General features: G+C 70.9%; 25 protein-coding genes and 1 tRNA gene. 12 read left to right on the forward strand and 14 right to left on the reverse strand.

The window, feature by feature from the left end:
• Nucleotides 1–96 precede the first annotated feature (96 nt).
• A complete protein-coding gene (locus IRX98_RS12340; RefSeq protein WP_224277159.1) occupies nucleotides 97–873 on the forward strand; it encodes an isoprenyl transferase in 777 nt (258 codons plus the stop codon).
• 33 nt (nucleotides 874–906) lie between these two features.
• On the opposite strand, the gene IRX98_RS12345 is transcribed toward IRX98_RS12340, so the two are convergent.
• Genes IRX98_RS12345 through IRX98_RS12360 form a run of 4 tightly spaced genes read right to left on the reverse strand, consistent with a single transcriptional unit; the run spans nucleotide 907 to nucleotide 4,094 of the window.
• On the reverse strand, nucleotides 907–1,326 hold the full coding sequence (locus tag IRX98_RS12345; protein ID WP_224277161.1) for a Fur family transcriptional regulator: 420 nt from the start codon (nucleotides 1,324–1,326) through the stop codon (nucleotides 907–909).
• On the reverse strand, nucleotides 1,313–2,332 hold the full coding sequence (locus tag IRX98_RS12350) for a metal ABC transporter permease (RefSeq protein WP_224277163.1): 1,020 nt from the start codon (nucleotides 2,330–2,332) through the stop codon (nucleotides 1,313–1,315). The genes IRX98_RS12345 and IRX98_RS12350 overlap by 14 nt, the downstream gene beginning before the upstream one ends.
• Complete coding sequence (locus IRX98_RS12355; RefSeq protein WP_224277165.1) at nucleotides 2,329–3,132, reverse strand: metal ABC transporter ATP-binding protein; 804 nt, start codon at nucleotides 3,130–3,132, stop codon at nucleotides 2,329–2,331. The genes IRX98_RS12350 and IRX98_RS12355 overlap by 4 nt, the downstream gene beginning before the upstream one ends.
• Nucleotides 3,126–4,094, reverse strand: coding sequence for a metal ABC transporter substrate-binding protein (locus IRX98_RS12360; protein ID WP_224277167.1), 969 nt, complete (start codon nucleotides 4,092–4,094; stop codon nucleotides 3,126–3,128). The genes IRX98_RS12355 and IRX98_RS12360 overlap by 7 nt, the downstream gene beginning before the upstream one ends.
• A 63-nt stretch (nucleotides 4,095–4,157) precedes the next feature.
• On the opposite strand from IRX98_RS12360, the gene IRX98_RS12365 reads away from it, so the two are divergent.
• From IRX98_RS12365 to IRX98_RS12390, 6 genes are all read left to right on the forward strand, one after another.
• Nucleotides 4,158–4,487, forward strand: a complete 330-nt coding sequence (locus tag IRX98_RS12365) for an antibiotic biosynthesis monooxygenase family protein (protein WP_224277169.1) — start codon at nucleotides 4,158–4,160, stop codon at nucleotides 4,485–4,487.
• Nucleotides 4,488–4,541: 54 nt separating this feature from the next.
• Entirely contained in the window at nucleotides 4,542–5,942 is a 1,401-nt protein-coding gene (locus IRX98_RS12370) for a glycine--tRNA ligase (protein ID WP_224277171.1), read from the forward strand.
• A gap of 63 nt (nucleotides 5,943–6,005) precedes the next feature.
• Nucleotides 6,006–6,638 carry a hypothetical protein gene (locus IRX98_RS12375; protein ID WP_224277172.1) on the forward strand — a complete coding sequence of 211 codons (633 nt, stop codon included), beginning with the start codon at nucleotides 6,006–6,008 and terminating at the stop codon, nucleotides 6,636–6,638.
• Between the two features lie 37 nt (nucleotides 6,639–6,675).
• A complete protein-coding gene (gene dusB, locus IRX98_RS12380) occupies nucleotides 6,676–7,815 on the forward strand; it encodes a tRNA dihydrouridine synthase DusB (RefSeq protein WP_224277173.1) in 1,140 nt (379 codons plus the stop codon).
• Between the two features lie 308 nt (nucleotides 7,816–8,123).
• Nucleotides 8,124–8,960 (forward strand): VldE C-terminal domain-containing protein, encoded by an 837-nt coding sequence (locus tag IRX98_RS12385; protein ID WP_224277174.1) that lies wholly within the window; start codon nucleotides 8,124–8,126, stop codon nucleotides 8,958–8,960.
• 53 nt (nucleotides 8,961–9,013) lie between these two features.
• Nucleotides 9,014–10,285 (forward strand): deoxyguanosinetriphosphate triphosphohydrolase, encoded by a 1,272-nt coding sequence (locus IRX98_RS12390; protein ID WP_224277175.1) that lies wholly within the window; start codon nucleotides 9,014–9,016, stop codon nucleotides 10,283–10,285.
• Nucleotides 10,286–10,349: 64 nt separating this feature from the next.
• Here IRX98_RS12390 and IRX98_RS12395 read toward each other — a convergent pair whose 3' ends face one another.
• The 3 genes from IRX98_RS12395 to IRX98_RS12405 are packed head-to-tail and all read right to left on the reverse strand — an operon-like array spanning nucleotide 10,350 to nucleotide 11,390.
• Nucleotides 10,350–10,709 carry a hypothetical protein gene (locus IRX98_RS12395; RefSeq protein ID WP_224277176.1) on the reverse strand — a complete coding sequence of 120 codons (360 nt, stop codon included), beginning with the start codon at nucleotides 10,707–10,709 and terminating at the stop codon, nucleotides 10,350–10,352.
• A gap of 29 nt (nucleotides 10,710–10,738) precedes the next feature.
• On the reverse strand, nucleotides 10,739–10,990 hold the full coding sequence (locus IRX98_RS12400; protein WP_224277177.1) for a DUF3618 domain-containing protein: 252 nt from the start codon (nucleotides 10,988–10,990) through the stop codon (nucleotides 10,739–10,741).
• Nucleotides 10,983–11,390, reverse strand: coding sequence for a phage holin family protein (locus IRX98_RS12405; RefSeq protein ID WP_224277178.1), 408 nt, complete (start codon nucleotides 11,388–11,390; stop codon nucleotides 10,983–10,985). The genes IRX98_RS12400 and IRX98_RS12405 overlap by 8 nt, the downstream gene beginning before the upstream one ends.
• A gap of 139 nt (nucleotides 11,391–11,529) precedes the next feature.
• On the opposite strand from IRX98_RS12405, the gene dnaG reads away from it, so the two are divergent.
• From dnaG to IRX98_RS12420, 3 genes are all read left to right on the forward strand, one after another.
• Complete coding sequence (dnaG, locus tag IRX98_RS12410; protein WP_224277179.1) at nucleotides 11,530–13,431, forward strand: DNA primase; 1,902 nt, start codon at nucleotides 11,530–11,532, stop codon at nucleotides 13,429–13,431.
• Nucleotides 13,428–13,946, forward strand: coding sequence for a hypothetical protein (locus tag IRX98_RS12415; RefSeq protein WP_224277180.1), 519 nt, complete (start codon nucleotides 13,428–13,430; stop codon nucleotides 13,944–13,946). Before dnaG ends, IRX98_RS12415 begins: the two co-directional genes overlap by 4 nt.
• A gap of 50 nt (nucleotides 13,947–13,996) precedes the next feature.
• A tRNA-Asn gene (locus IRX98_RS12420) sits at nucleotides 13,997–14,072 on the forward strand.
• Between the two features lie 184 nt (nucleotides 14,073–14,256).
• Here the strand turns inward: IRX98_RS12420 and IRX98_RS12425 are convergent.
• The 4 genes from IRX98_RS12425 to IRX98_RS12440 all read right to left on the reverse strand — a co-directional run bounded on the left by IRX98_RS12425 (nucleotide 14,257) and on the right by IRX98_RS12440 (nucleotide 17,938).
• Nucleotides 14,257–15,420 (reverse strand): site-specific integrase, encoded by a 1,164-nt coding sequence (locus IRX98_RS12425; protein ID WP_183593694.1) that lies wholly within the window; start codon nucleotides 15,418–15,420, stop codon nucleotides 14,257–14,259.
• A gap of 108 nt (nucleotides 15,421–15,528) precedes the next feature.
• The gene (locus IRX98_RS23480) at nucleotides 15,529–15,939 is read right to left on the reverse strand and encodes a helix-turn-helix transcriptional regulator (RefSeq protein WP_308044861.1); all 411 of its coding nucleotides are present in this window, start codon (nucleotides 15,937–15,939) and stop codon (nucleotides 15,529–15,531) included.
• Between the two features lie 93 nt (nucleotides 15,940–16,032).
• Entirely contained in the window at nucleotides 16,033–17,583 is a 1,551-nt protein-coding gene (locus tag IRX98_RS12435; RefSeq protein ID WP_224277183.1) for a hypothetical protein, read from the reverse strand.
• Entirely contained in the window at nucleotides 17,573–17,938 is a 366-nt protein-coding gene (locus IRX98_RS12440; protein WP_224277185.1) for a hypothetical protein, read from the reverse strand. Before IRX98_RS12440 ends, IRX98_RS12435 begins: the two co-directional genes overlap by 11 nt.
• A gap of 229 nt (nucleotides 17,939–18,167) precedes the next feature.
• On the opposite strand from IRX98_RS12440, the gene IRX98_RS12445 reads away from it, so the two are divergent.
• Nucleotides 18,168–19,022: a hypothetical protein gene (locus tag IRX98_RS12445; RefSeq protein WP_224277187.1), complete on the forward strand. Its 855-nt coding sequence runs from the start codon at nucleotides 18,168–18,170 to the stop codon at nucleotides 19,020–19,022.
• A gap of 35 nt (nucleotides 19,023–19,057) precedes the next feature.
• Here the strand turns inward: IRX98_RS12445 and IRX98_RS12450 are convergent, their stop codons facing one another.
• The 3 genes from IRX98_RS12450 to IRX98_RS23765 all read right to left on the reverse strand — a co-directional run bounded on the left by IRX98_RS12450 (nucleotide 19,058) and on the right by IRX98_RS23765 (nucleotide 20,361).
• Nucleotides 19,058–19,219 carry a hypothetical protein gene (locus IRX98_RS12450; RefSeq protein WP_224277189.1) on the reverse strand — a complete coding sequence of 54 codons (162 nt, stop codon included), beginning with the start codon at nucleotides 19,217–19,219 and terminating at the stop codon, nucleotides 19,058–19,060.
• A 9-nt stretch (nucleotides 19,220–19,228) separates the two neighbouring features.
• Nucleotides 19,229–19,453: a hypothetical protein gene (locus tag IRX98_RS12455; RefSeq protein WP_224277191.1), complete on the reverse strand. Its 225-nt coding sequence runs from the start codon at nucleotides 19,451–19,453 to the stop codon at nucleotides 19,229–19,231.
• A 590-nt stretch (nucleotides 19,454–20,043) separates the two neighbouring features.
• Nucleotides 20,044–20,361 carry a thermonuclease family protein gene (locus IRX98_RS23765; RefSeq protein WP_224277237.1) on the reverse strand — a complete coding sequence of 106 codons (318 nt, stop codon included), beginning with the start codon at nucleotides 20,359–20,361 and terminating at the stop codon, nucleotides 20,044–20,046.
• Nucleotides 20,362–20,440: 79 nt separating this feature from the next.
• On the opposite strand from IRX98_RS23765, the gene IRX98_RS12465 reads away from it, so the two are divergent.
• Nucleotides 20,441–22,000: a site-specific integrase gene (locus tag IRX98_RS12465; protein ID WP_224277193.1), complete on the forward strand. Its 1,560-nt coding sequence runs from the start codon at nucleotides 20,441–20,443 to the stop codon at nucleotides 21,998–22,000.
• The last annotated feature ends 40 nt before the right edge of the window (nucleotides 22,001–22,040 follow it).

Below are 22,040 nucleotides of genomic sequence, written 5' to 3' on the forward strand. Positions count from 1 at the left end.
CCCTCGGTGGTCGAGTAGCCCGCGAGGACACATCCCCTCGGTGGTCGAGTAGCCCGCGAGGGACGAGCGGGCGTATCGAGACCTAGGCTGTGCCCCGTGAAGCGCTCCGTCCGCCAGCCCACCCCGCACCCCAGCGGCGCGACGCCCCCGTCGATCCCGCGCGACCTCGTCCCCGAGCACGTCGCCATCGTGATGGACGGCAACGGCCGCTGGGCCAAGGACCGCGGACTGCCCCGCACGAAGGGCCACGAGGAGGGCGAGTCCTCGCTCTTCGACGTCGTGGAGGGCGCGATCGAGATCGGCGTCAAGGCCATCTCGGCCTATGCCTTCTCCACCGAGAACTGGTCGCGATCGCCCGACGAGGTCCGCTTCCTCATGGGCTTCAACCGCGACGTGATCCGGCGCCGCCGCGACGAGATGCACGAGCTCGGCGTACGCGTGCGGTGGGCCGGGCGCGCCCCTCGTCTGTGGAGGTCGGTGATCAAGGAGCTCCAGGTCGCGGAGGAGATGACGAAGGACAACGACGTCCTGACCCTGACCATGTGCGTCAACTACGGCGGCCGTGCCGAGCTCGCCGACGCCGCGCGCGCCATCGGGCGCGAGGTCGCTGCCGGCCGGATCAACCCCGACAAGATCGACGAGCGCACCTTCGCCCGTCACCTCTACGTCCCCGAGCTCCCCGACGCCGACCTCGTCTGGCGCACGTCGGGGGAGCAGCGGCTGTCCAACTTCATGCTGTGGCAGGCGGCCTACAGCGAGATGGTCTTCACCGACGTGCTGTGGCCCGACGTCGACCGCCGGCACCTCTGGGCCGCAGTGGAGACGTACGCCCGCCGCGACCGTCGCTACGGCGGCGCGCTTCCCAACGCCTGACCTCGCACCGCCCGGCGGGACCAGCCGTCAGCCTCAGCGGCAGGTCGGGCAGGTCCCGAAGATCTCCAGGGTGTGGCTGAGGTCGGCGTAGCCGTGCTCGGCAGCGATGGCGTTGGTCCAGCGCTCGACGGCCGGTCCCTCCACCTCGACCGTGGCGCCGCACGTGCGGCACACGAGGTGGTGGTGGTGCGTGTCGGAGCAGCTGCGCCAGATGGCCTCGCCGTCCTCGTTGCGCAGCATGTCGACCTCGCCGGCCTCGGCGAGCGACGACAGCGTGCGGTAGACGGTGGCCAGGCCCACGGAGTCGCCCTGGCGCGAGATCAGGTCGTGGATCTCCTGGGCGCTGCGGAAGTCGTCGAAGCCCGCCAGGGCGGCGGCGACCGCGCGCCGCTGGCGGGTGGGACGGCGCTGCTGCGTCTGGGTGCCACCGCCGTGGGGGTCAGTGCTCGTCATAGTGCTCTCCGTGCGGGGCGTGCCGGTGACCGTCGTGGACGTAGTCGAGGTGGTCGTCGTGCGGGACCGCCGGGTGGCCACAGTCGTCGCCGTGCTGGTGCGGGTGCTCGTCCACCTCGTGCGGACCGGACGTCCCGGTGCCCAGCGCGGGGAAGGGCTCGGCGAGGCGGCGACGACGGCGCAGCCAGACGCCGACCGGCCAGGTCGCGGCGAACATCGCCAGCGCGAGGAGCACGATGGAGGGGCCCGGGGCCACGGTGGCCCTGGCGGACAGCCATGCAGCGACGACCAGCCCGCCGACCGCGGCGACCCCGCCGAGGACCATGGCCCACAGCAGTGTCGAGCGGAAGGACCGCGCGAGCTGCTGGGACGTGGCGACCGGCACCACCATCAGCGCCGAGACGAGCAGCAGGCCCACGGTCCGCATGGCGACGGTCACGCTGACGGCGGCGAGGACGGCGACGAGGAGGTTGTAGGCGCGGACCCGAAGTCCCGCCACCTTCGCGAACTCGGGGTCCGAGGCGACCGCGAACAGCTGGGGGAGGAGGCCGAGCGTGAGGGTCAGGACCACGAGCGCCAGCCCAGCGGTGTACCAGACCTCGGTCGAGCTGATGCTCGTCACGGACCCGAAGAGGTAGACCTGCAGGCCCGCGGCGCCGTCGCCGGCGAGTCCGGTGATGAGGACCCCGCCCGCCAGCCCGCCGTAGAACAGCAGGGCGAGAGCGACATCGCCGTTGGTGTGGCCCTTCTCCCTGATGACCTCGATCAGGACGGCGCCGAGGATGGCGACGACGACCGCGGTCCACGTGGGGGACGTCCCGGTGAGCAGCCCGAGGGCCACGCCGGTCACGGCGACGTGGCCGATGCCGTCGCCCAGCAGGGCGAGGCGGCGCTGCACGATGAAGGTGCCGATCGCGGGTGCGGCCAGGCCGGTGAGCAGGGCGGCGAGGAGCGCGCGCTGCATGAAGGGGCGACCCAACAGGTCGAGGAGCTCGGCGGGGCTCATCGGCGGTCCTCCCTCGGGTCGAGCGACATCGTGTCGAACGGGGAACCGACGTGCGGCACGTGGTCGTGCGAGCCCGCGATCGGGTGGTGGTGGCCGTGGACGTCCTCGTGGGCGAGCGGCGGGCCGTCGTAGGCGATCCGGCCGTCACGCATCACCACCGCCCGGTCAACGAGCGGCTCGAGCGGACCGAGCTCGTGGGCGACGAGGACGATGGTGGCGCCCCGCTCGGACAGGGTCCGCAACGCGTCGGCGAGCGCGAGCTGGTTGGGCAGGTCGACGCCGGCCGTCGGCTCGTCGAGGAAGAACAGCTCGGGCTCGCCTGCCAGTGCGCGCGCGATGAGGACACGTTGCTGCTGACCGCCGGAGAGCGTGCTGACGCCCTCACTGGCCATGCCGGTGAGCCCCACGACCTCGAGGGCGTCGTCGATGGCGGCCCGGTCGGCCTTCCCTGCCGGGCGCAGCAGCGGGCGCCGGGTGAGCCGGCCGGAGGCCACCACCTCGCGCACGCTGGACGGCACGCCGCCCGCCGCGGTGCCGCGCTGCGGGACGAAGCCGATGCGGTGGCGCTCCCTGAAGTCGGGCAAGGGCGTGCCGAAGAGGAGGACGGAGCCCTGGGTGAGGGGCCGCAGCCCGGTGAGGGCGCGCACCAGCGTGCTCTTGCCCGACCCGTTGGCGCCCATCAGCGCGACGAACTCCCCGTGCCGGACCACGAGGTCGTTGCCGCGGAGCACCGGACGGCCACCGAGGGCGACCGTGACGTCACGGGCCTCGACGACCGCGGTGCCGGCGGGGTTCAGCATCCGTTGGCTTGCTGGAGCGCCGCGAGGTTCTGCTGCATGAGAGCAACGTAGTCGGTGGCGCCGTCGTCATCGCCCGGTCCCTCGATCGGGTCCAGTACGGCGGTCTCGACGCCGGTGTCGGAGGCCAGGCTCTCGGCCATGGCGGGCGAGGCGAGCCGCTCGGAGAACACGGTGGTGATGCCCTCGCTGGCGATGAGCTCCTCCAGCTCGGCCAGGACGGCGGGGGTCGGCTCCGCGTCGGGGGTGAGGCCGGCGATCCCCTCGAAGTGCATGCCGTAGCGCTCGAGGTAGCCGAACGCCTCGTGGCTGACGACGACCGTGTCGCGCTCGCACGCAGCGAGGCCCTCGGTGAACTCGGCGTCGAGGTCCTCGAGCTCCGCGCGCAGCTCCTCGGCGTTGGCCCGGTACGTTGCCGCGCCGTCGGCGTCGACCTCGGCGAGGCCCTCCGCGACGGCGTCGGCCATGTCGGCCATCAGGAGGGGGTCCTGCCAGAAGTGCGGGTCGGTGTCGCCGTGGTCGTGGCCGTCGTCCTTGGAGTGCTCGTCCTCGGAGTGCTCGTCGTCGGAGCGCTCGTCCTCGTGGCCCTCGTGCTGCTCCTCGATCGAGCGGAGCTCGACAGCCTCCTCGGCGTCGACGAGCACGGCGTCCGAGACGTTCTCGACGGCCTCGTCGACCGCGGGCTGGAACTCGTGCTGGAAGACGACCACGTCGGCCTCGTCGAGGTCGGCCGTCTGGGAGATGCCGAGCTCGAGGTCGTGGGGCTCGCCGCCGGGCTGGGTCAGGTTGGTGACCTCCCAGTCATCGCCCGCCACCCGCTCCGTCACCCAGGCCAGCGGGTAGAACGCCGCCACGGCCTGGCGACCACTTCCAGACGCGTCGGCGTTCGTCGACCCGCATCCGGCAAGGAGGACGGAGGCGGTGACGATGCTGGCGAGGGGGACGAGGCGGGTGGAGAGCGACATGAGAACGATTCTCAGCAATGTTGAGAACCATTGTCAAACTGCGCGTGGTCGTACGCTGACCCCGTGCTCGTCGTCACCCGCCTCCGTACGCCCCGCCCCGACGCCGCTGCGGAGGACGAGCTGCGCCGCGGCCTGCTGCACGCCCTCGGAATCCTCGCGGCCAAGCCCGGCTACGTCGGGGGAGAGGTCGGCCGCAACGTGGACGACCCCGCGCTCTGGGTGCTCACCACGCGGTGGGAGAACGTCGGCTCCTACCGCCGTGCGCTCGGGTCCTTCGAGGGCAAGATGCACGTCCAGCCGCTGATGGTGCACGCCCTCGACGAGCCCAGCGCCTACGAGGTCGTCGAGGAGGGGACCGACCTCAACGAGGCGCAGCCGCGGTCGATAGGGTGAGCGCTCGCCCCCACGAGCCGGCAGCCAGCCGGCGCGACCCGAAGGAACACCACCGTGGCCAAGCCCGCCCCCACCGCCCTGGACAACGTCGTCTCCCTCGCCAAGCGCCGGGGTTTCGTCTACCCGTGCGGTGAGATCTACGGCGGCACCCGCTCCGCGTGGGACTACGGCCCGCTGGGCGTGGAGCTCAAGGAGAACATCAAGCGGCAGTGGTGGAAGTTCATGGTCACCCGTCGCGACGACGTCGTGGGCCTCGACTCCAGCGTCATCCTCCCGACGCGCACCTGGGAGGCCTCGGGCCACCTGAGCACCTTCAGCGACCCGCTGGTCGAGTGCCAGTCGTGCCACAAGCGCTTCCGCGAGGACCACCTCCAGGAGGACCACGCGGCCAAGAAGGGCATCGACGACCCCGACGACGTCGACATCAACGAGTCGGTCGCGTGCCCCAACTGCGGCACCCGCAACGCGTGGACCGAGCCGCGCAACTTCAACATGATGCTCAAGACCTACCTCGGCGTCATCGAGGACGAGTCGGGCCTGCACTACCTGCGCCCCGAGACCGCGCAGGGCATCTTCCTCAACTTCGCCAACGTCGTCACGAGCAGCCGCCAGAAGCCGCCCTTCGGCATCGCCCAGATGGGCAAGAGCTTCCGCAACGAGATCACGCCCGGCAACTTCATCTTCCGCACCCGCGAGTTCGAGCAGATGGAGATGGAGTTCTTCGTCAAGCCCGGCGAGGACGACGAGTGGTTCCGCTACTGGATCGAGGAGCGCACCCGCTGGTACGTCGACCTCGGCATCAACCCCGACAACCTGCGCCACTACGAGCACCCCACGGAGAAGCTGTCGCACTACTCCAAGGGCACGACCGACATCGAGTACCGCTTCGGGTTCTCGGGCCGTGACTTCGAGGAGCTCGAAGGCATCGCCAACCGCACCGACTTCGACCTCAAGCAGCACAGCGAGTTCTCCGGCAAGGACCTGTCCTACTACGACCAGGCCGCCGACGACCGCTACCTGCCCTACGTCATCGAGCCGGCCGCCGGCCTGACCCGCTCGCTGATGGCGTTCCTCATCGACGCCTACACCGAGGACGAGGCGCCCAACACCAAGGGCGGCGTCGACAAGCGCGTCGTGCTCAAGCTCGACCCGCGCCTCGCGCCGGTGAAGGTCGCCGTCCTGCCGCTGAGCCGCAACGCCGACCTCTCGCCCAAGGCCAAGGCGCTCGCGGCCGAGCTGCGCGAGAACTGGAACGTCGACTTCGACGACTCCGGCGCGATCGGTCGTCGCTACCGTCGCCAGGACGAGATCGGCACGCCCTACTGCGTCACGGTCGACTTCGAGACCCTCGACGACAACGCCGTCACGATCCGCGAGCGCGACACGATGGCCCAGGAGCGGGTCAGCCTCGAGGGCATCACGCGCTGGTTCGCGGAGAAGTTCGTCGGCTGCTGACCGCCGGTCGGGACGTACGCCGTCCGGCGACCCGGGCGGCGTACGTCGTGCCACGATGACGTCATGTGGCGTGCCCCGATCCCCGTGCCGGTCGCGGGCGCGTTCCTCGCCCTCGCGCTGACGGGGTGCACGGGGTCCGGCAGCGCTCCGGACGCCGCCGATCCTCCGGCGACCTCCGCTGCGGTCGAGGCCACCGGGACCGAGCCCGGCACGCAGCTGGGCTTCGGTGAGCCCGCGACGCTGGTGTGGCAGCCCACCGCCGACCTCACCGGTGAGCTGGAGCTGAGCGTGGAGTCCGTGGTCGAGCCGCGGGCGTCGGTCTTCGACGGCTGGCTGCGTGACGACACCATGGCCGGCTCGCGTGCCTACTTCGTACGCGTGCGGATGGCCAACACTGGCGAGTCCGATCTTGCAGGCCAGGCCGTGCCGCTCTACCTCCGCGACGACGGCGGCACCCTCGGCGCCCCCTGGACGCTCGGCGGCGACTTCACCGCCTGCCAGAGCGGACCGCTCCCCACGCCGTTCGCCGCGGGCGCGGAGGAGCAGATGTGCCTGGTCTACCTCGTGCCGGACCGGGGCCGCATCCGCGACCTCGTCTTCGAGCCCACTGAGGGCTACGACCCGATCGTGTGGACCGGCGAGGTCGAGGAGCGGTCGGGCAGGAAGGCGAACGACAAGCAGGGGCGCGGCGGCTGATTTGGGGTCGTGCCGTGCCCGGTTCGACAATGGGGGCATGAGCGCCGTGCCCACCTCCTTGACGCTGGGTCCGCTGCGCGTCGAGACCCCGGTCGTGCTGGCCCCGATGGCCGGCATCACCAACGCCGCCTACCGCCGCCTCTGCGCCGAGCAGGGTGCCGGCCTCTACGTCAGCGAGATGATCACCAGCCGCGGTCTGGTCGAGGGCGACGAGACCACCCAGAAGATGCTCGTGTTCGACGAGCTCGAGACGGTGCGCTCGGTGCAGCTCTACGGCAGCGACCCGGTCTACATCGGCAAGGCCGTCGAGATCCTCTGCGCCGACCACGGCGTGGCGCACGTCGACCTCAACTTCGGCTGCCCGGTGCCCAAGGTGACCCGTAAGGGCGGCGGGGGAGCGCTGCCGTGGAAGCGGGGCCTGCTCGGGGAGATCCTCACGGCCGCGGTCGCCGCCGCAGCGCCGTACGACGTCCCGGTGACGATGAAGACCCGCAAGGGCCTCGACGACGACCACCTGACCTACCTCGACGCGGGCCGCATCGCGCAGGAGACGGGCGTCGCCGCCATCGCACTGCACGGCCGCACCGTCCAGCAGGCCTACTCCGGTGAGGCCGACTGGGACGCCATCGCGCGCCTGGTCGACCACGTGGACATCCCGGTCCTCGGCAACGGCGACATCTGGGAGGCCGCCGACGCGCTGCGCATGGTCGAGCAGACCGGCGCCGCCGGGGTGGTCGTCGGACGGGGCTGCCTCGGCCGGCCGTGGCTGTTCCGCGACCTGGCCGCCGCCTTCCACGGCGAGGACGTGGCGACGCTGCCCACCCTCGGCGAGGTGCGCACGATGATGCGTCGGCACGCCGAGCTGTTGTCGGAGCACATGGGGGAGGAGCGCGGCTGCAAGGAGTTCCGCAAGCACGTCACCTGGTACCTCAAGGGGTTCCCGGCCGGTGGCGAGATGCGCCACCAGCTGGCCCTGATCGACTCGCTGGCCGCCCTCGACGAGCTGCTGGACGGACTCGACGGCGACGCGCCGTTCCCCGAGCGGGAGCTCGGCACGCCGCGCGGACGGCAGGGCGCGCCGCGCAAGAGGGTCGTGCTCCCCGAGGGCTGGCTCGACGACACCGACGGTCGCGGTGCGCACCTGCGCGAGGACGCGGACGAGACCACCGGAGGGTGATCCGCACGGCCGCGTGGACCTCCGGACCACGTGATCGGTGTCTCGTGAGCCGGAACACGCCGAAATTTGCTGTGGGAGATTGGGACAGCCGCCAAATCCTGTGCTTCACTCGATGATCGCGTCGGCGTGGGCACGAGGTCTTCCCCCGCAACACCTCGTGGATCGACGCAGTCCCCCGTCAGCAACCGCAAAGGATCAGCGCTGTGGCTCATCATCGCCACAAGCGGGAAACCCCTGCTAGCAACACCCGCCCGTCCCGCCTCTCCCGCTCCGTCCTGGTGTCGGCACCGCTCGCCGTCGTGGCGACCATGTCCGCCGTGACCATGGGTGTGCTGGGTGCGGAGCCGGAGACCCCCGACACCAACCTCCTGGCCTCGTCCACGACGTCGCAGTCGATCTCGAGCGCGAGCTCCGCCTCCGACCTCGGCGCCGGCGCCGGTTCCGGCGGTGCGGCGCCGCGCGGTCGCGACGAGATCGTGTCGCGCTCGCAGATCCGCACCGCGGCCAAGGCCGAGGCTGCTGCCCGCAAGGACATCAGCGTCGACCGCCAGGCCCGCCGCCTGGCCAAGAAGGTCGACAACGGCCTGTGGACCACCGAGGCCCTCAACCTCTGGGACGGCCCGGGCGAGAAGGCCAAGAAGCTCGGCGTGATCGACCCGCTCACGAAGGTCTCGGTCACCGGCCGACGCCAGTTGGATCGGGCCCAGATCGTCCTGGACGGTCAGTCCCGTTGGGTCACGGCCGCCTATCTCGCCGAGAGCAAGCCTGAGCCCCAACCGACCGGTCCGACTCTGGGCGGCTCCTGCTCCAACGGCACCTCAGCAGGCGGCGCTGGTGTCAACATCCAGAAGGTCCATGCGGCCGTCTGTGCCAACTGGCCCTCGATCACGACCTACGGCACTCTCCGTGGTGGTGGCGGCGATCACCCGCTCGGCCGTGCTGTGGACATCATGGTCGGGGGCTCGACCGGGTGGGAGGTAGCCGAATTCGTGCGCGCCAACGCTGCTGCGCTCGGCGTCAACTACGTGATCCACGCACAGAACATCTGGTCGGGACAGCGTTCGGCCGAGGGCTGGCGATCGATGGCCGACCGCGGGTCGTCGACGGCCAACCACTACGACCACGTGCACGTGTCGACGTACTGAGGTCCGGAGCGGTGCGCATCCGCATCCGGGGCGCTCGCTAGGGTGGGCGGTCGATGAGCATCGAGGACCTGTACGACGACGCTGCGCGCGAGCGCATCGTCGCCGAGCCCCCCAAGAGGGTGGACGCGCCGGTGCGGCTGGCGTTCGAGCGCGACCGGGCTCGCGTGGTGCACGCGGCGGCCTCGCGCCGGCTCGCGGCCAAGACGCAGGTGGTCGGTCCGCAGACCGACGACTTCGTCCGCAACCGGCTCACCCACAGCCTCGAGGTCGCCCAGGTCGCGCGCGACCTCGCCCGCGCCCTCGGCACGCACCCCGACATCACGGAGACCGCGGCGCTGGCCCACGACATGGGCCACCCGCCGTTCGGCCACAACGGCGAGCGGGTGCTGGCCGAGTTGAGCGCTGGGTGCGGGGGCTTCGAGGGCAACGCCCAGACGCTGCGGCTGCTGACCCGCCTGGAGTCCAAGACCTTCGACTCCGACGGGCGCTCGGTGGGCCTCAACCTCACCCGGGCCACGCTCGACGCCTGCACGAAGTACCCCTGGTCCCGCGAGGCGGCCACCGGCCCCCACGGGGTCCACGCCGACGGGACACCGCGGGTGGTGGTGAAGTTCGGCGTCTATGACGACGACCGCCCCGTCTTCGACTGGCTGCGCACCGGGATCGAGGGTCGCCGGCGCTGCCTGGAGGCGCAGGTCATGGACCTCGCCGACGACGTCGCCTACTCGGTGCACGACGTGGAGGACGGGATCGTCGCGGGCCGCCTCGACCTGACCAGGCTCGACCGCGACGCCCTCTGGGAAACCGTCCGGTCGTGGTACCTCCCCGGCCTCGACGACGACGCGCTCGACGCGGCTCTCGCCGACCTGCGGTCCGTCACGAGTTGGCCGCAGACGCCGTACGACGGCAGCAGGCGCAGCCTGGCCGCGATCAAGAACCTCACCAGCGACCTCGTCGGCCGCTTCTGCGGCAGCGTTCAGGAGGCGACCCTCGCCGCCTCGAACGGCGCGCCGCCAGTGCGCCACCGCGCCGACCTGGTCGTGCCGTCCCGCACGGAGGCCGAGATCGGGGTGCTCAAGGGCATCGCCGCCCACTACGTCATGCAGGCCGACGACCGGGTGAGCCTCATGCAGCGCCAGCGAGAGCTGGTGGCCGAGCTCGTCGAGGGGATGTGGGCGCGCGGTGTCGACGCCCTCGACCCGGTATTCGTCGACGACTGGCAGCAGGCCGATGACGACGCGGCGAGACGCCGCGTCGTCATCGACCAGGTCGCCTCGCTCACCGACGCCAGCGCGATCGCGCGCCACGCCGGACTGAGCGGCTGACGCCGGTCATCGCTGGTCGAGTAGCGAGCGCCAGCGAGCGTATCGAGACCCGCCCGGCCTGCTGCTACGGCAGGTCGCCCTGCGGGTAGGGGTTGTCCTGGCGCGCGGTGCTCTCGGGGTGCAGCTGGTCCTCGAGGTCCGAGCGGTGACCGCCGTTGCCCGACGGCGTCACCTTGTCGGCAGCCGCGCTGGCGGCTCCCGACGCGGCGCCCGCCGCCGTACCTGCTGCGGAGACGACGGCGTCCTTGACGCCGGGTGCCTTCTCCTTGGCGAGGTCGGCCGCCTGCGTCGCCTTCTCCTGGACCCGCGGGTCTTCCTTGACGCGCGTTGCGGTCCGCTTGATCTGGTCGTACCTCTCCCGCCCGGCTCGGGCGCCGAGCACGTAGCCGACACCTCCGGCGATGAGCAGCATGAGCTTCTTCATGGTGGTTCTCCCTTCCCGGGAACGAGTGGTCAGTGGGTGCGGCGACGGCGCCAGAGCAGGAGCACGACGGCCATCGCCACGAGCGAGCCCGCGGCGCCGAGCACTTCGGGGCGCGGACTGCCGGAGTCGGTGGTGGCGGAGTCCTTGAGGTCCGCCACCTTCTGGCGTGCCTGGGACTTCACGTCCAGCTTGGCGGCGAGCTCGTCGACGGTGCCGGCGAGGCGTGCGCGCTGGAGCTCGATCTCGGCCTCGATCTGCTCGGGGGTGCGGGTGTCAGCCATGGTGGTCTCCCTTGACGGTCGCGATGTCGTCCTTGATGCCTTGGATCGCCTTCTCGGGCGCTGCGGGCGTGGCCTCGGAGACCTTGTTCTTCCCTACGAGCCCGGCCACGGCCGCTCCGGCGAGCAGCACCAGCGCGACGATGAGCGCTGCGAGCCAGGCGTCGACGACGTTGGCCAGGCCCAGGACGGCCGTCGCGACCAGCGTGCCGAGACCGAGGAACGCCAGCAGCCCGGCGACGCTGAACATCCCGATCCCGATGCCTGCGCGCTTCCCCTTCTGTGCGACCTCGGCCTGCGCGAGACGGATCTCGGAGCGGACCAGGTCGGGGATCTGCTGGGAGAGCTGGTGGACGAGGGCACCGAGGGTCTGACTCTCCGGCGCTCCGTGCTGTTGAGTCATGTCCCGACCATGGCAGTCCTCGGCGCGGTGACCAACCCCGCGCCCGCCCGAAGGGGTGGCGGTCCGCGGGGACGGGCGCCTGCGCGCCCATGTGGAGACTCGGCGTCGGCGGTGGGCGCACGCCCGTAGACTCCCCGGCGTGGCAGGCCGGATTCGCGACGACGACATCGCCGAGGTGCGCGAGAAGGCGCGGATCGACGACGTCGTGTCCCAGTACGTCACGCTCAAGCGCGCCGGCGGCGGGTCGCTGAAGGGCCTGTGCCCCTTCCACGACGAGAAGACCCCGTCGTTCAACGTCAACCCGGCCCGCCAGTTCTTCCACTGCTTCGGCTGCGGGGAGGGCGGTGACGTCATCGCCTTCCTCATGAAGGTCGACGGCCTCACCTTCACCGAGACCGTCGAGCGCCTGGCCGAGAAGGTCGGCGTCCAGCTGCGTCGCGAGGACGGCGACGACGAGCCCGTCCGGCCGCGCGGCCCCGCCCGAGGGAGGCTCATCGAGGCGCACAAGGTCGCCCAGGAGTTCTACGCCGAGCAGCTCGCGTCCGCCGACGCGGTCGTCGCCCGGCAGTTCCTCCACCAGCGCGGCTTCGACCAGGCCGCGGCGGAGATGTTCGGCGTCGGCTTCGCGCCCCGCGACGGCGAGGCGCTGACCCGCCACCTGCGGGGACGCCGCTTCACCGACGAGGAGTCCGTCGCGGCGGGCCTCGTCGCGCACGGGCGCTCCCACTACGACCGCTTCCGCGGGCGGCTGGTGTGGCCGATCCGGGAGGCCAACGGCGACACCATCGGCTTCGGCGCGCGCCGGATCTTCGACGACGACCGCATCGAGGCCAAGTACCTCAACACCTCCGAGACCGCGATCTACAAGAAGAGCCAGGTCCTCTACGGCATCGACCTCGCTCGCTCGGCCATGAAGGACGCCCAGCAGGCCGTCGTCGTCGAGGGCTACACCGACGTGATGGCCTGCCACCTCGCCGGCGTACGCACCGCGGTGGCGTCGTGCGGTACCGCGTTCGGCACCGACCACGCGCGGGTGCTGCGCCGGTTCCTCGGCGACCACAACGAGACCAGCGGCGAGGTGATCTTCACCTTCGACGGCGACTCGGCCGGGCAGAAGGCGGCGATGAAGGTGCTGGAGAGCGACCAGGTCTTCGCGTCCCAGACCTATGTCGCCGTCGCCCCCGAGGGCATGGACCCGTGCGACCTGCGGATCCAGGAGGGCGACGAGGCCGTCCGGGAGCTGGTGGCCAAGCGGCAGCCGCTCTACCGCTTCGCCCTCGACAACATCCTCAACCGCCACGACCTCGACCGCGCCGACGGTCGCGTCGACGCGCTGCGCGACGCTGCCGGCCTGGTGGCGAGCATCCGCGACAGGACGAAGGTCGAGGCCTTCTCCCGCGAGCTCGCCCACATGGTCGGCGTCGACGTCGACGAGGTCCGCACGGAGGTACGCCGTGCCGCCAGCCGGCCCGCGCGCACCGAGGAGCGGCGACCCTCCCGCGCCACGGAGCCGGCCGAGGCGCCGCAGCCGCCCCGGCCCACGCTGCCGAGCCTGTCCGACCCGCGGTTCCTCATCGAGCGCGAGCTGCTCAAGCTCGTCATCCAGCACCCGTCCGGGGTCGGCCGCACGACGACCCACGTCACCGCCTCCGACTTCACCCACCCGACCTTCCAGGGCGTCTGGGAGGCCGTCACAGCGGCCGGGGGACCGGCGGCCGGCGCCGACGACCCGGGCTGGTCCAACAAGGTGCGGGGCGCCGCGACCGAGCCGGCCGTCAGCGCCGCGATCACCGAGCTCGGCGTCGAGCCCGTGCGCGGCACCTCCGACCCCAACCCGACGTTCGCCGTGGCCTACGTCTACCGACTCCAGGAGCTCACCACGTCCCGCCGCATCGCCGACGTCAAGGCGCGCCTCCAGCGCACCAACCCCGTCGACCAGGCCCTCGACTACAACCGCATGTTCGGCGAGCTCGTGATGCTCGAGCAGCACCGACGCAAGCTGCGCGAGGGTGCCGTCGGCCAGGCCGGAGCCTCGTCATGAGGCCGTTGTCGAGGAAGGGCTGGGGGCGTACGCCGTCGCCGGCGGTCGCGGTCGAGCCCGGGGAGAAGGTGCTGGCCTCGGCCTCCACGGCCGAGGGCACCGTCATGGCCGGCACCCGCGACGCGTTCTACGTCGTCGTCGACGGCGACACCCGGCGCGTGCCGTGGGAGCAGGTCGAGGCCGCCGGCTGGGACCGCGACACCGAGACCTTCCGGCTCTCCGAGGTGGGCAGCTGGGGCGAGGAGCGTCCGGTCCACACCGCGGTCCTGGAGCAGCCCGGCCGTCTCCTCGAGCTCGTGAACGAGCGCGTCACCGCGAGCATCGTGCTGCAGCGCCACGTGAGCCTGGGGCGCCGCCAGAACCTGCGCGTGATCGCGCGCCGGGCGCCGTCCGGGGCAGGCGGGGTGCAGTGGATCTACGAGTACGACGAGGGCGTCGATCCCGACGACCCCGCCGTCCGCGCGGCCGCAGCAGAGGCGCTCGACCTGGCCCGACGGGATGTCGGCCTGCCCTGATTTCCCACCGCGCGGGGGCCTTGCTAGGGTTTGCCCGCGCTGCAAAGCGATCCCCTGTAGCTCAATTGGCAGAGCATTCGACTGTTAATCGGAGGGTTGTTGGTTCGAGTCCAACCGGGGGAGCCAGAAGAGGGCCTCTGACCTGGGCAAACGTCCAGGCAGGGGCCCTCTGAGATTTGAATCTGATGACGAAACTGTCCAGAAACAGGCCAGTAACGCTCGCGGCCAAGACCTCGAGAACGCTCTGCGCGGGGCAGAGTGCACGCCGGGTATCGAGCGCTCCCGTGCGGGGGACTTCGTGGGGCGACCGTCAGGTAGAGGGCCGGAACTTCTCGAGATGGACGGTCAGATCGGGCGCGACCGTGGCCTTGTGAACGTAGAAGTCGCGGGTGATGTCGCTGTCTTCGTGACCGAGCTGGGCCTGGGCAGCGTCTATTCCCACTTCACGGTCAATGAGGGTGGCCACTGACCTGCGGAAGGTGTGGAAGGTGACCCAGTCGTAGGCGGTGTCGTCGACCACCTGGTTCCACATCCGTTCCCAGTTTGAGATCTGCCGCCAGGTTCCGCGGCGGGTCGGGAACACAGCGCCATGCGGGTTGGCGTGGTTCTCGACCTGGCGCCGTAGCAGGATCCCGACGGCGAACGGTGGTAGGAACAGGGTGCGGTAGCCGGCGCTGGACTTAGTCCACGGTTGCCGGAAGGTGCCCACACCGGTCTCGGTGATGATGGTTCCGGACACGGTAAGTGTGGGATGTGTGGCTGCCAGATCGATCTCGGAGTAGATAAGCGCGCCGATCTCGCCGATGCGACAGCCGGTACCCAGGATGAGGTCGACAGCGTCCATGAGATCGGTGGTCGGCCGTGGGCCCGGTCGCTTGCTGCTGGTCGACTCTGCGACGAGGCTGCGGACGTCCTGGATCTGGTCCATGTCGAGGTACTCGATCTCGCGTCGCGGTTTCGATATACGCGCGACGTCCCGCACCGGGTTCGAGGCCATGACGTCGTGACGGACGGCCACGGCGAACATTCCGTGGAGGACCTTGCGGAGCATGGTGGGGCTGAAGCCAAGGGCGGCTCGATCTTTGACGACGCGGTCAAGGGTGCTCGTCCGGCAATCGCGCAGCCGTCGCTCTCCGATCACGGGCACGATCTGGTTGTTCACCGTGCTGCGGTATGCCTTGAGGGAGTTCGTAGCCACCTGCTGCGCCTCTTTCTCTCGCAGCCAGAAGACTGCGAGTTCAGCCACCGTGGTCAGCGGAGTGAGTTCGTTCTCGCTGGCCTCGGCGCCGTTGAGCTCTTGGAGCTTCCGGATCAGAGCGGTGCGAGCAGCCTGGGCGCTGTCAGCGCGGGCGCGGACGCGTGCCACTCGGCCACTGAAGTACACATAGTTAGCGGAGGCCTCATGGGTGCCGGCGGCGGTCTTGGAGACGCCGATCGTGCCCCAGGTGCCTGGCGGCATCGGCGGGCGCGGCATCAGCCGGCCTCACTCGATGCGGGCTGGTCGATCCCGAACGGGTACTTGCCGATCATGCGGGCCTTCCGGATGGCGCGTTGTGCGGTCGTTCGCTAGAGGGTATGCGTGCTAGGCAGTGCGGGGATCTGTGTGTTGGTCCAGGTAGGTCTCCACCTCGGTGCGTCGGTAGCGAAGAGCTCCGCCGACTTTGATGGCCCGAGGGCCCTGCTTGCGGGTGCGCCACTGGTAGAGCGTGCCTCTGGGAATCCCGAGCCACTCTGAGACCTCTTCGATGGTCAGGAGCGGGTCGTAGCCCGCCGTCACCATCGACAACGCCGGGGTTTCTACCTGTCGGTCGGCGCTTGTATCGCGGGCTTTGCGAGCGCGTTCTGCCGCTTCACGTGCTTGTTTCTGTGCTGCTGTCGGTCGTGCCATCGTGCATCCACTCCGTTGTCTCGCCGGTGACTGCTTACGGTCACCTAGGGGAAGGAAGGCGCCCGCAGCGATCAACGCAGGAGGAACGGGTCCGAAGTGACCCATGCGCAGCGGTTGTGCGATGCCGCTGGTCGGATCGCCCGGCGCCTCCGCGTGGAGTTGGTAGCCGTGGCAAGGGTGGTCTTGGACATAGGTTCCTCATCGTGATTGGGCACCGCCGAACCGTTGTAGGGGTGTAAAAGCCGGCTCGAGCAGCGACCGTCGACGCGTGGGCAGCGGGTTCAGGGCCGGGGAAGTTGCCGCGACATCGAGCGATCGGTCGGCGCCGTTGGCGATGGTCAGGTCAGCAGTTGCTGCAGCCGTTGCACTGGCGGATACCGTCGTTGCACTCGCTGTACGCAGGGACTCCCGCACTGGTCGCGGTATCGGTACGTTGCGGCGGGCGAGGATGTCGGCCGGACTGACCCAGACGACGTCGCCTTCCGGCGGATTAACGACCAAGCCGGCTTCGATGTCGTTGTGGGCGCGGATCGAGAGTGCCCGTGCAGGCCCGGTGAGACCTGCCGTGTTGCCTTTCTCGGCGACAACGTGCGCGAGCTCGGCGCCGGCCCTGATCGCACGGAGGGTCGCAAGGGTGGCTTGGGGGAGTCCTGGCCGGGTGGCGATGACTTCCGGTGTCGCGAGCGTGGTGGTGTTGTGGGTGATCTGGCGGTACGCGGCGCGGACCTCCGCGGCTGCGCGCGCCAAGGGCTCCTCGAGGCGGGCGCCCGGGGGAGCGAGGTCGCCCCAGCGGCCGGCTAGGTTGCTCCAGGCGCGCCCTGCTTCGGCGATCGCGGGGACCAGGCGGTCCGAGGGCTCGAGGATGCCGGCGGTGGCGGCCGCGTCGACGAGCACCATGCTGGCGCCGGCGACGAGTCCCTGGGTACGGGTGATGAGCAGGATGCTGGACGGCTCAAGGTCGCGGGCCAGCGCGCGGTGGGACTGGATGTCCCAGTTGGCCAGGGCCTGTGCCAGGCGGCCGGGGTCGTCGACGGGCCGGATCGCCTCGCCGGCGAGTGTCTGGGCGAACCGGTCGGTCAGGTAGCTGCGTGCGGTGTTCTCGCACGCAGACATCCGGTCTACCCAGACCCCGGTGGGTGCGATCGCGTAGGGGGAGTGGTGCTGGGCCAGCTGGACCCGGCGGCCCGAGCCGCGGGCGTCGTTGACGCGGTCGCGGCCGTTTTCGTGCAGGGCGACGATGACGGCGTGGGCGGTCAGGTAGAGACCGTGCATGACTCTGGTCCGGGCTGCCTCGAGGTCGCGGTGGGCCTCGGTCTGCTCGTGCGGGACCTCGGCGCCGTAGCGGCGCACCAGAGCCGCGGCGTTGAGGAGAGTCTGGGTCATCTGGTCGACGCGGGGGTTGGTCGGGCCCTGACCTGGCCAGGACTTCCGGCCGGACAGGCTGGACGCGATGGTCGAGGCCTGCGCCGACAGTCTGGTGATGGGCCGATCGCGCTCGTCGACGCCAGGTCGGCGACCCGGTAGCGAGGCCCACAGGTCCTCCGCGGCCGCGACTATCGTCGGCCAGCTCCGCAGGAGCGTGCCGGCGTCATCGCCGTCGACGTCCATGAGCAGCTGGCGAGCCAGGTAGTCGACGTCGCAGAGCATCTCGCCGACGGTGCGTACGTCGCGCGAGGTCATCGGGATCTGGTCGACGTCGAAGAGCTCCTCGTCGATGTCGGCGTACGCCAGGCGCAGGTCAGTAGCCAAGGCCGCGGGCTTCCCGGATGAGGTCGCACAGGTCGACGACCAGCTGCGAGCCGTGGACCATGTCCGGCTGGTGCAGCGGTAGCGGGCGGGTCAGCTCCTCGGCCTCGGTGAGCAGCTGCAGGGGCGTTCGTTCCTCGAGGTCGGGGAGCGGGTCGACGTCGGGTAGCTCGTAGTCGTCGGGCAGCAGGGCGCTGGCCTGGGAGTGCGCGAGGTAGACACCCAGCCCGAGGTCGTGGAGCGGGGAGTCGGGGGCGGCCTCGTCGGCGTCGCTCCACACCTGGGCAGCGGCCTGGTGCAGCAGCTGGGCGATCGAGCCGAGGCGGTCCCAGGTGGCGTCAGCGTTGAGGGTGTCCACGGGTGTTCCTTTCGGTCGGAGGTCGGTCTGGCCCATGAACCCACGTCCCGGCCGCGCCCGCTGCGCCGAGCAGCGTGGCTGTGGATAACTCGGGGTGCTGTCGGCACCTGGGCACAAACTGGTCTCGTTCGCCTATGTCGTTCGGCGGTTGCCGGACGATCACCGCGAGCAAAGTCAAGAGATCCGCACTAGTGCTGCAAGATGGAGGAGGGTCGAGATGAGGTTCCCGATGACCGTTCTGAGAGCCGTGACGCTGGCGCCGGCACTGCTGGTGAGCTTCGTCCTCACTGTGGTGGTGTGCGCCCTGCTCCCGCCGGCGCTGGGCCTGGTGGCGTTCATGGCTGCGTGCGGCGTGCTGGTCGCGCTGGCGCTGGGGCAGCTGCAGGAGCCTGCGGTCGCGGCGTTGACCAGGTCGCGGCCGGCGACGGAGGCCGAGGTCCGGGTGATGGCGCCGGTGCTGGCCGAGCTGGGCGGCCGCGGTGTCGACGTCGGCGCGCTGTTCGTGCGCCGGGCGCTGCGACCGAGCACCCCGGTGGCGGTGGCGATCGGCCGGCGCACCGTGGTGGTCAGCCCTGGGCTGGTCGAGGCGACGTACCGCGGCGGTGTGACTGGCGCGGAGGCGGCCGCCGCGCTGGCTCATGCGGTCGGCCGGCGCCAGGCGTTCCAGCCGCGTCTGGAGCTTGCCGTGCTCGCGGCGACGACGCCGTGGCGGCTGATGGTGGCGACGTTCCGCGGCGTCGGCCGTGCATTCGCCTGGCTTCCGTTCATGCGGCTGGCCTGGACGCTGCGCGGCGTCGTGGGGGTGATCTGCGTGGTGCAGTCGGTCGTCGAGGACCGGGCCTGGGCCGGTCTGCTCGGGGGCGCGGTCATCGCGCTGACCTACCTGGTGCCGGCGGCCGGCCGGCGGATCGAGCTCCACACGGAGGCCCAGGCCGACCAGTTCGTGCTCTCGCTCGGCCTCGGTCCCGCACTGGCGGGGCTGCTGCGGCGCTACGGGCACCCGATGACGCTCGAGCGGATGCAGCGCCTGGAAACGGCCGTCGAGCAGCCTCAGCGGCCGCGGCTTCACCTGGTGCACGGCTGAGGCTGTTCTCTGGCGGTGCGGCGGCCGGCGGCGGGTTACTCGTCGTCCTGGAAGCCGGACGTGGAGTGGTGCACGCAGCCGCGGCCGTCGCCCTCGTGCGGCTTGTGGTTCATGCAGGGCAGCGACCCCAGCTTGTGTGAGCAGTCGACCCAGCGGACGGTCGAGGATCCGGTTGTCGGCGCGGCTGCGGTAGCCATCGCGGCCTCCTATCGGCGCGGGCCGCGGCGGCGGCCGAGCTGGGGCCGCTGGTAGGCGGCGGTGTGGTCGTGCTGGCGGCCGGACCGGTGGACCTGTGCGATCTCGGCGTCGGGGGAGGGGCCGGTGTCAGCGGCAGCGGCCTGGGCGGCTGCTTCCTCGCTGGCCCTGATCTCCTCGGCGCGCCGTCGCGCCGCTTCCTCGAGCGCGGCTTCATCGCGAGCGGTTTCACTCATGTGAACTCCCATGAATCCCGTGGACCGGCACCGGCTGCGCCGGTCCTCCTGGTCACCTATGTGCGGACCGAGGTCCCGGGCGATCACCGCGGCCGAACTGGGTTGAACGCGGGGGCCTGGCAGTGCTCAGGCCGGCTTGGCCAGCAATGTGGCGGCGAGCATCTGTGCCGTGCGCTCGAGGACGGCGTGGGAACCGGTCGTGCCCGGGGCGGTCGCAGCACGGATGGGTGTCGTAGCCCTCGTCGACGATGATGCGGTGCAGTTGGCCACCGCAGGCACGACAGCGCCGGCCGGCGTGGGTGGGGCACCCCTCGCCCGCCACGGCGCAGGGCAGACACGGGGCGGGCGGCGAGGGAGTGACCTGGTGGTCGCGGTCCCAGTCGCGCCGCTGGCGCAGCAGCGTGGCGGTCTGTGCCACAGCGGGTGCTCGGGGTGCGTCGGCGCCGGTCAGCCGAGTGCCTGGTCGACCGCTGCTTTGAGCAGCTGCTCACCGCAGCCGAGGACGCGCTCGTCGACGCCGCGGTTGTAGCACGACCGGGCCAACGTCTTCCCCGGCCGTTGTCAGCTGCTCGTTCATGCGCGGCCGTCCCTCAGCAGGTGCCCCACAGGCCGCTGTCGGCGTACTGGGCATCGTTGGCGGCCGCGGAATACGACTTCTCGCGGGCGAGCTCTGGGGAGGCCTCGTAGCGGCGTGCGGCGCCCCGGGCCAGGAGCTCGTGGGCTACGTCGACGCCGGCGTGGTCGACGTAGCGCAGCAGCCGGTCGTACCGGTCGCGGTTGGGCTGGCCGCTGTCGGTGGCAAGCTGGACGGTGCTGCCGACCGGCGCGAGCTCCTCGAGCAGGTCTGTTGTCTGGTCGGCGTAGCACTCGGCCGGCGTCGGCGGGTGGGCGACTTCGGGGGCGTCGATGCTTCTCTAGGCTTTGCGGAGTTGTCGGTTAGGGCCTGCTTGGAGGGGATCGTTGTCTGCTGGTTTGGAGAGGTGGACGGTGAACTTCTATGACTTCACCGAACCCGTGCCTGTGGTCGATGTGTCGGATTTCGGGGACGTGCATGCCCGAGCGGTGGCCAATGGTGCCCGGCAGGGGACGCCGGTGCTGATCGGCCCGGGTGGGCGGCCGGACCCGCGCGTCAACTTGTTCTTCCGCACCGGGCGCATGACCGAGGCCCGTCCGGCGACGTGGCGCCGGTACGCGTACGCGCTGGTGGTGTGGCTGGAGTACCTGCGGGTGGTCGACCGCAGTTGGGTGAAGGCGACGGCGGGTGACATGGAGGCGTTCAAGGAGTGGCGGTTGACCGCGCTGGACAACACCGGCCGGGTGCAGCCGACGAGCTTCGACACCGACCGGGCGGCGTTGAACAGCTTCTACCTGTGGGCCGGGGAGCGGTACGGGGTGGCCAACCCGGTCGCGACCGCCGGGGCGGGCTTGCGGCGCAGCATCCGTCAACCAGGGGATGCGCTGGGTCGCCTGTCAATGGGCCGGGACCCGTTGCGGCCCGCGGGGTCGGCGCGTCGGCAAGTAAAGTGGATGCTGCGGTCGGCATTCGAGCAGTGGCGCAACATCGGGTTGTGCGGCTACGGCTTCGATGGGCTGCGCCAGCCCGGCTGGCGCGGCATCAACGAGGACCGGGATGCGGCGTTCGTCGATGGCCTGTACGGGACGGGCCTGCGGTTGGCGGAGTGGGCCAGCGTCCTCGACGTCGAGATCCCCACACCGGGCGCGGCCCGGTTCGCGCCGGCGCACGTGGCGGCGGCGTGCCTCAAGGGCGGCAAGGCCGGCCGGACGTATCGGATCCCGCGGAGCGTGCTGCACGCGGTAGCCGCCTACACCGACCCGGTGGAGGGCTCCCGGGCTGAGGTCGTCCGACGGGCTCAGCGGGCCGGCCGCTACCAGCAGTTGCCCGGCGTCCGGGTCGTGACCGGCTACCGCGCGCACAGTCGGCGGCTGCTGATCGAGGACCCGGGCGGGCCGGTGTCGGTCTCGCTGGACGTGCTCGGCCCGGACGAGCGACGCCGTTTGTTCCGACGCACCCCGAACGGGCTGGCGCCGTTGTGGCTGTGGCTCGCCCCGAATGGGCTGCCGAAGAAGCCCTACGGGTGGGAAGACACCTTCGACCACGCCAATCGTCGCATCGCCCGAGAGTGGGCCAAGACCGTCGGTGACGGGGCGGGTGTGGACGGGTGCCCGTTGTGGGCTCGCCCGCACATGTTGCGGCACTCGTTCTGCCTCAAGTGGTACTCGATCCTCTCGGCGGTCTGGCGGACCCGGGTCACGGGCCTGTCCGAGGAGGAGACGCGTGACCTGCGCGACCAGCTGGGTGACATCTGGTACCAGCTGGCCGCACTGATGGGCCACGCCCACCCGATGACCACGCGAGACATCTACCTCGAACCGTTCGCCGGCCTGGAGATCGACTACCTGATGGCGCTGTTGGACGAGGAGGAAACCGCCGGAGTCGATGCGCTGTTGCGCACCCTCGCACACGAAGGCGGGCGGACCGTGCAGCCAGTCACCTCGCCCCTCAGCGGGCAGGCAGCGATCCGGTGAGCCGTGTGGCGCGAGGCGGACAGCGCGCCACCCAGCCATC

The sequence above is a fragment of the Nocardioides lacusdianchii genome (assembly GCF_020102855.1).
GTDB classification, from domain to species: Bacteria; Actinomycetota; Actinomycetes; order Propionibacteriales; family Nocardioidaceae; genus Nocardioides; species Nocardioides lacusdianchii.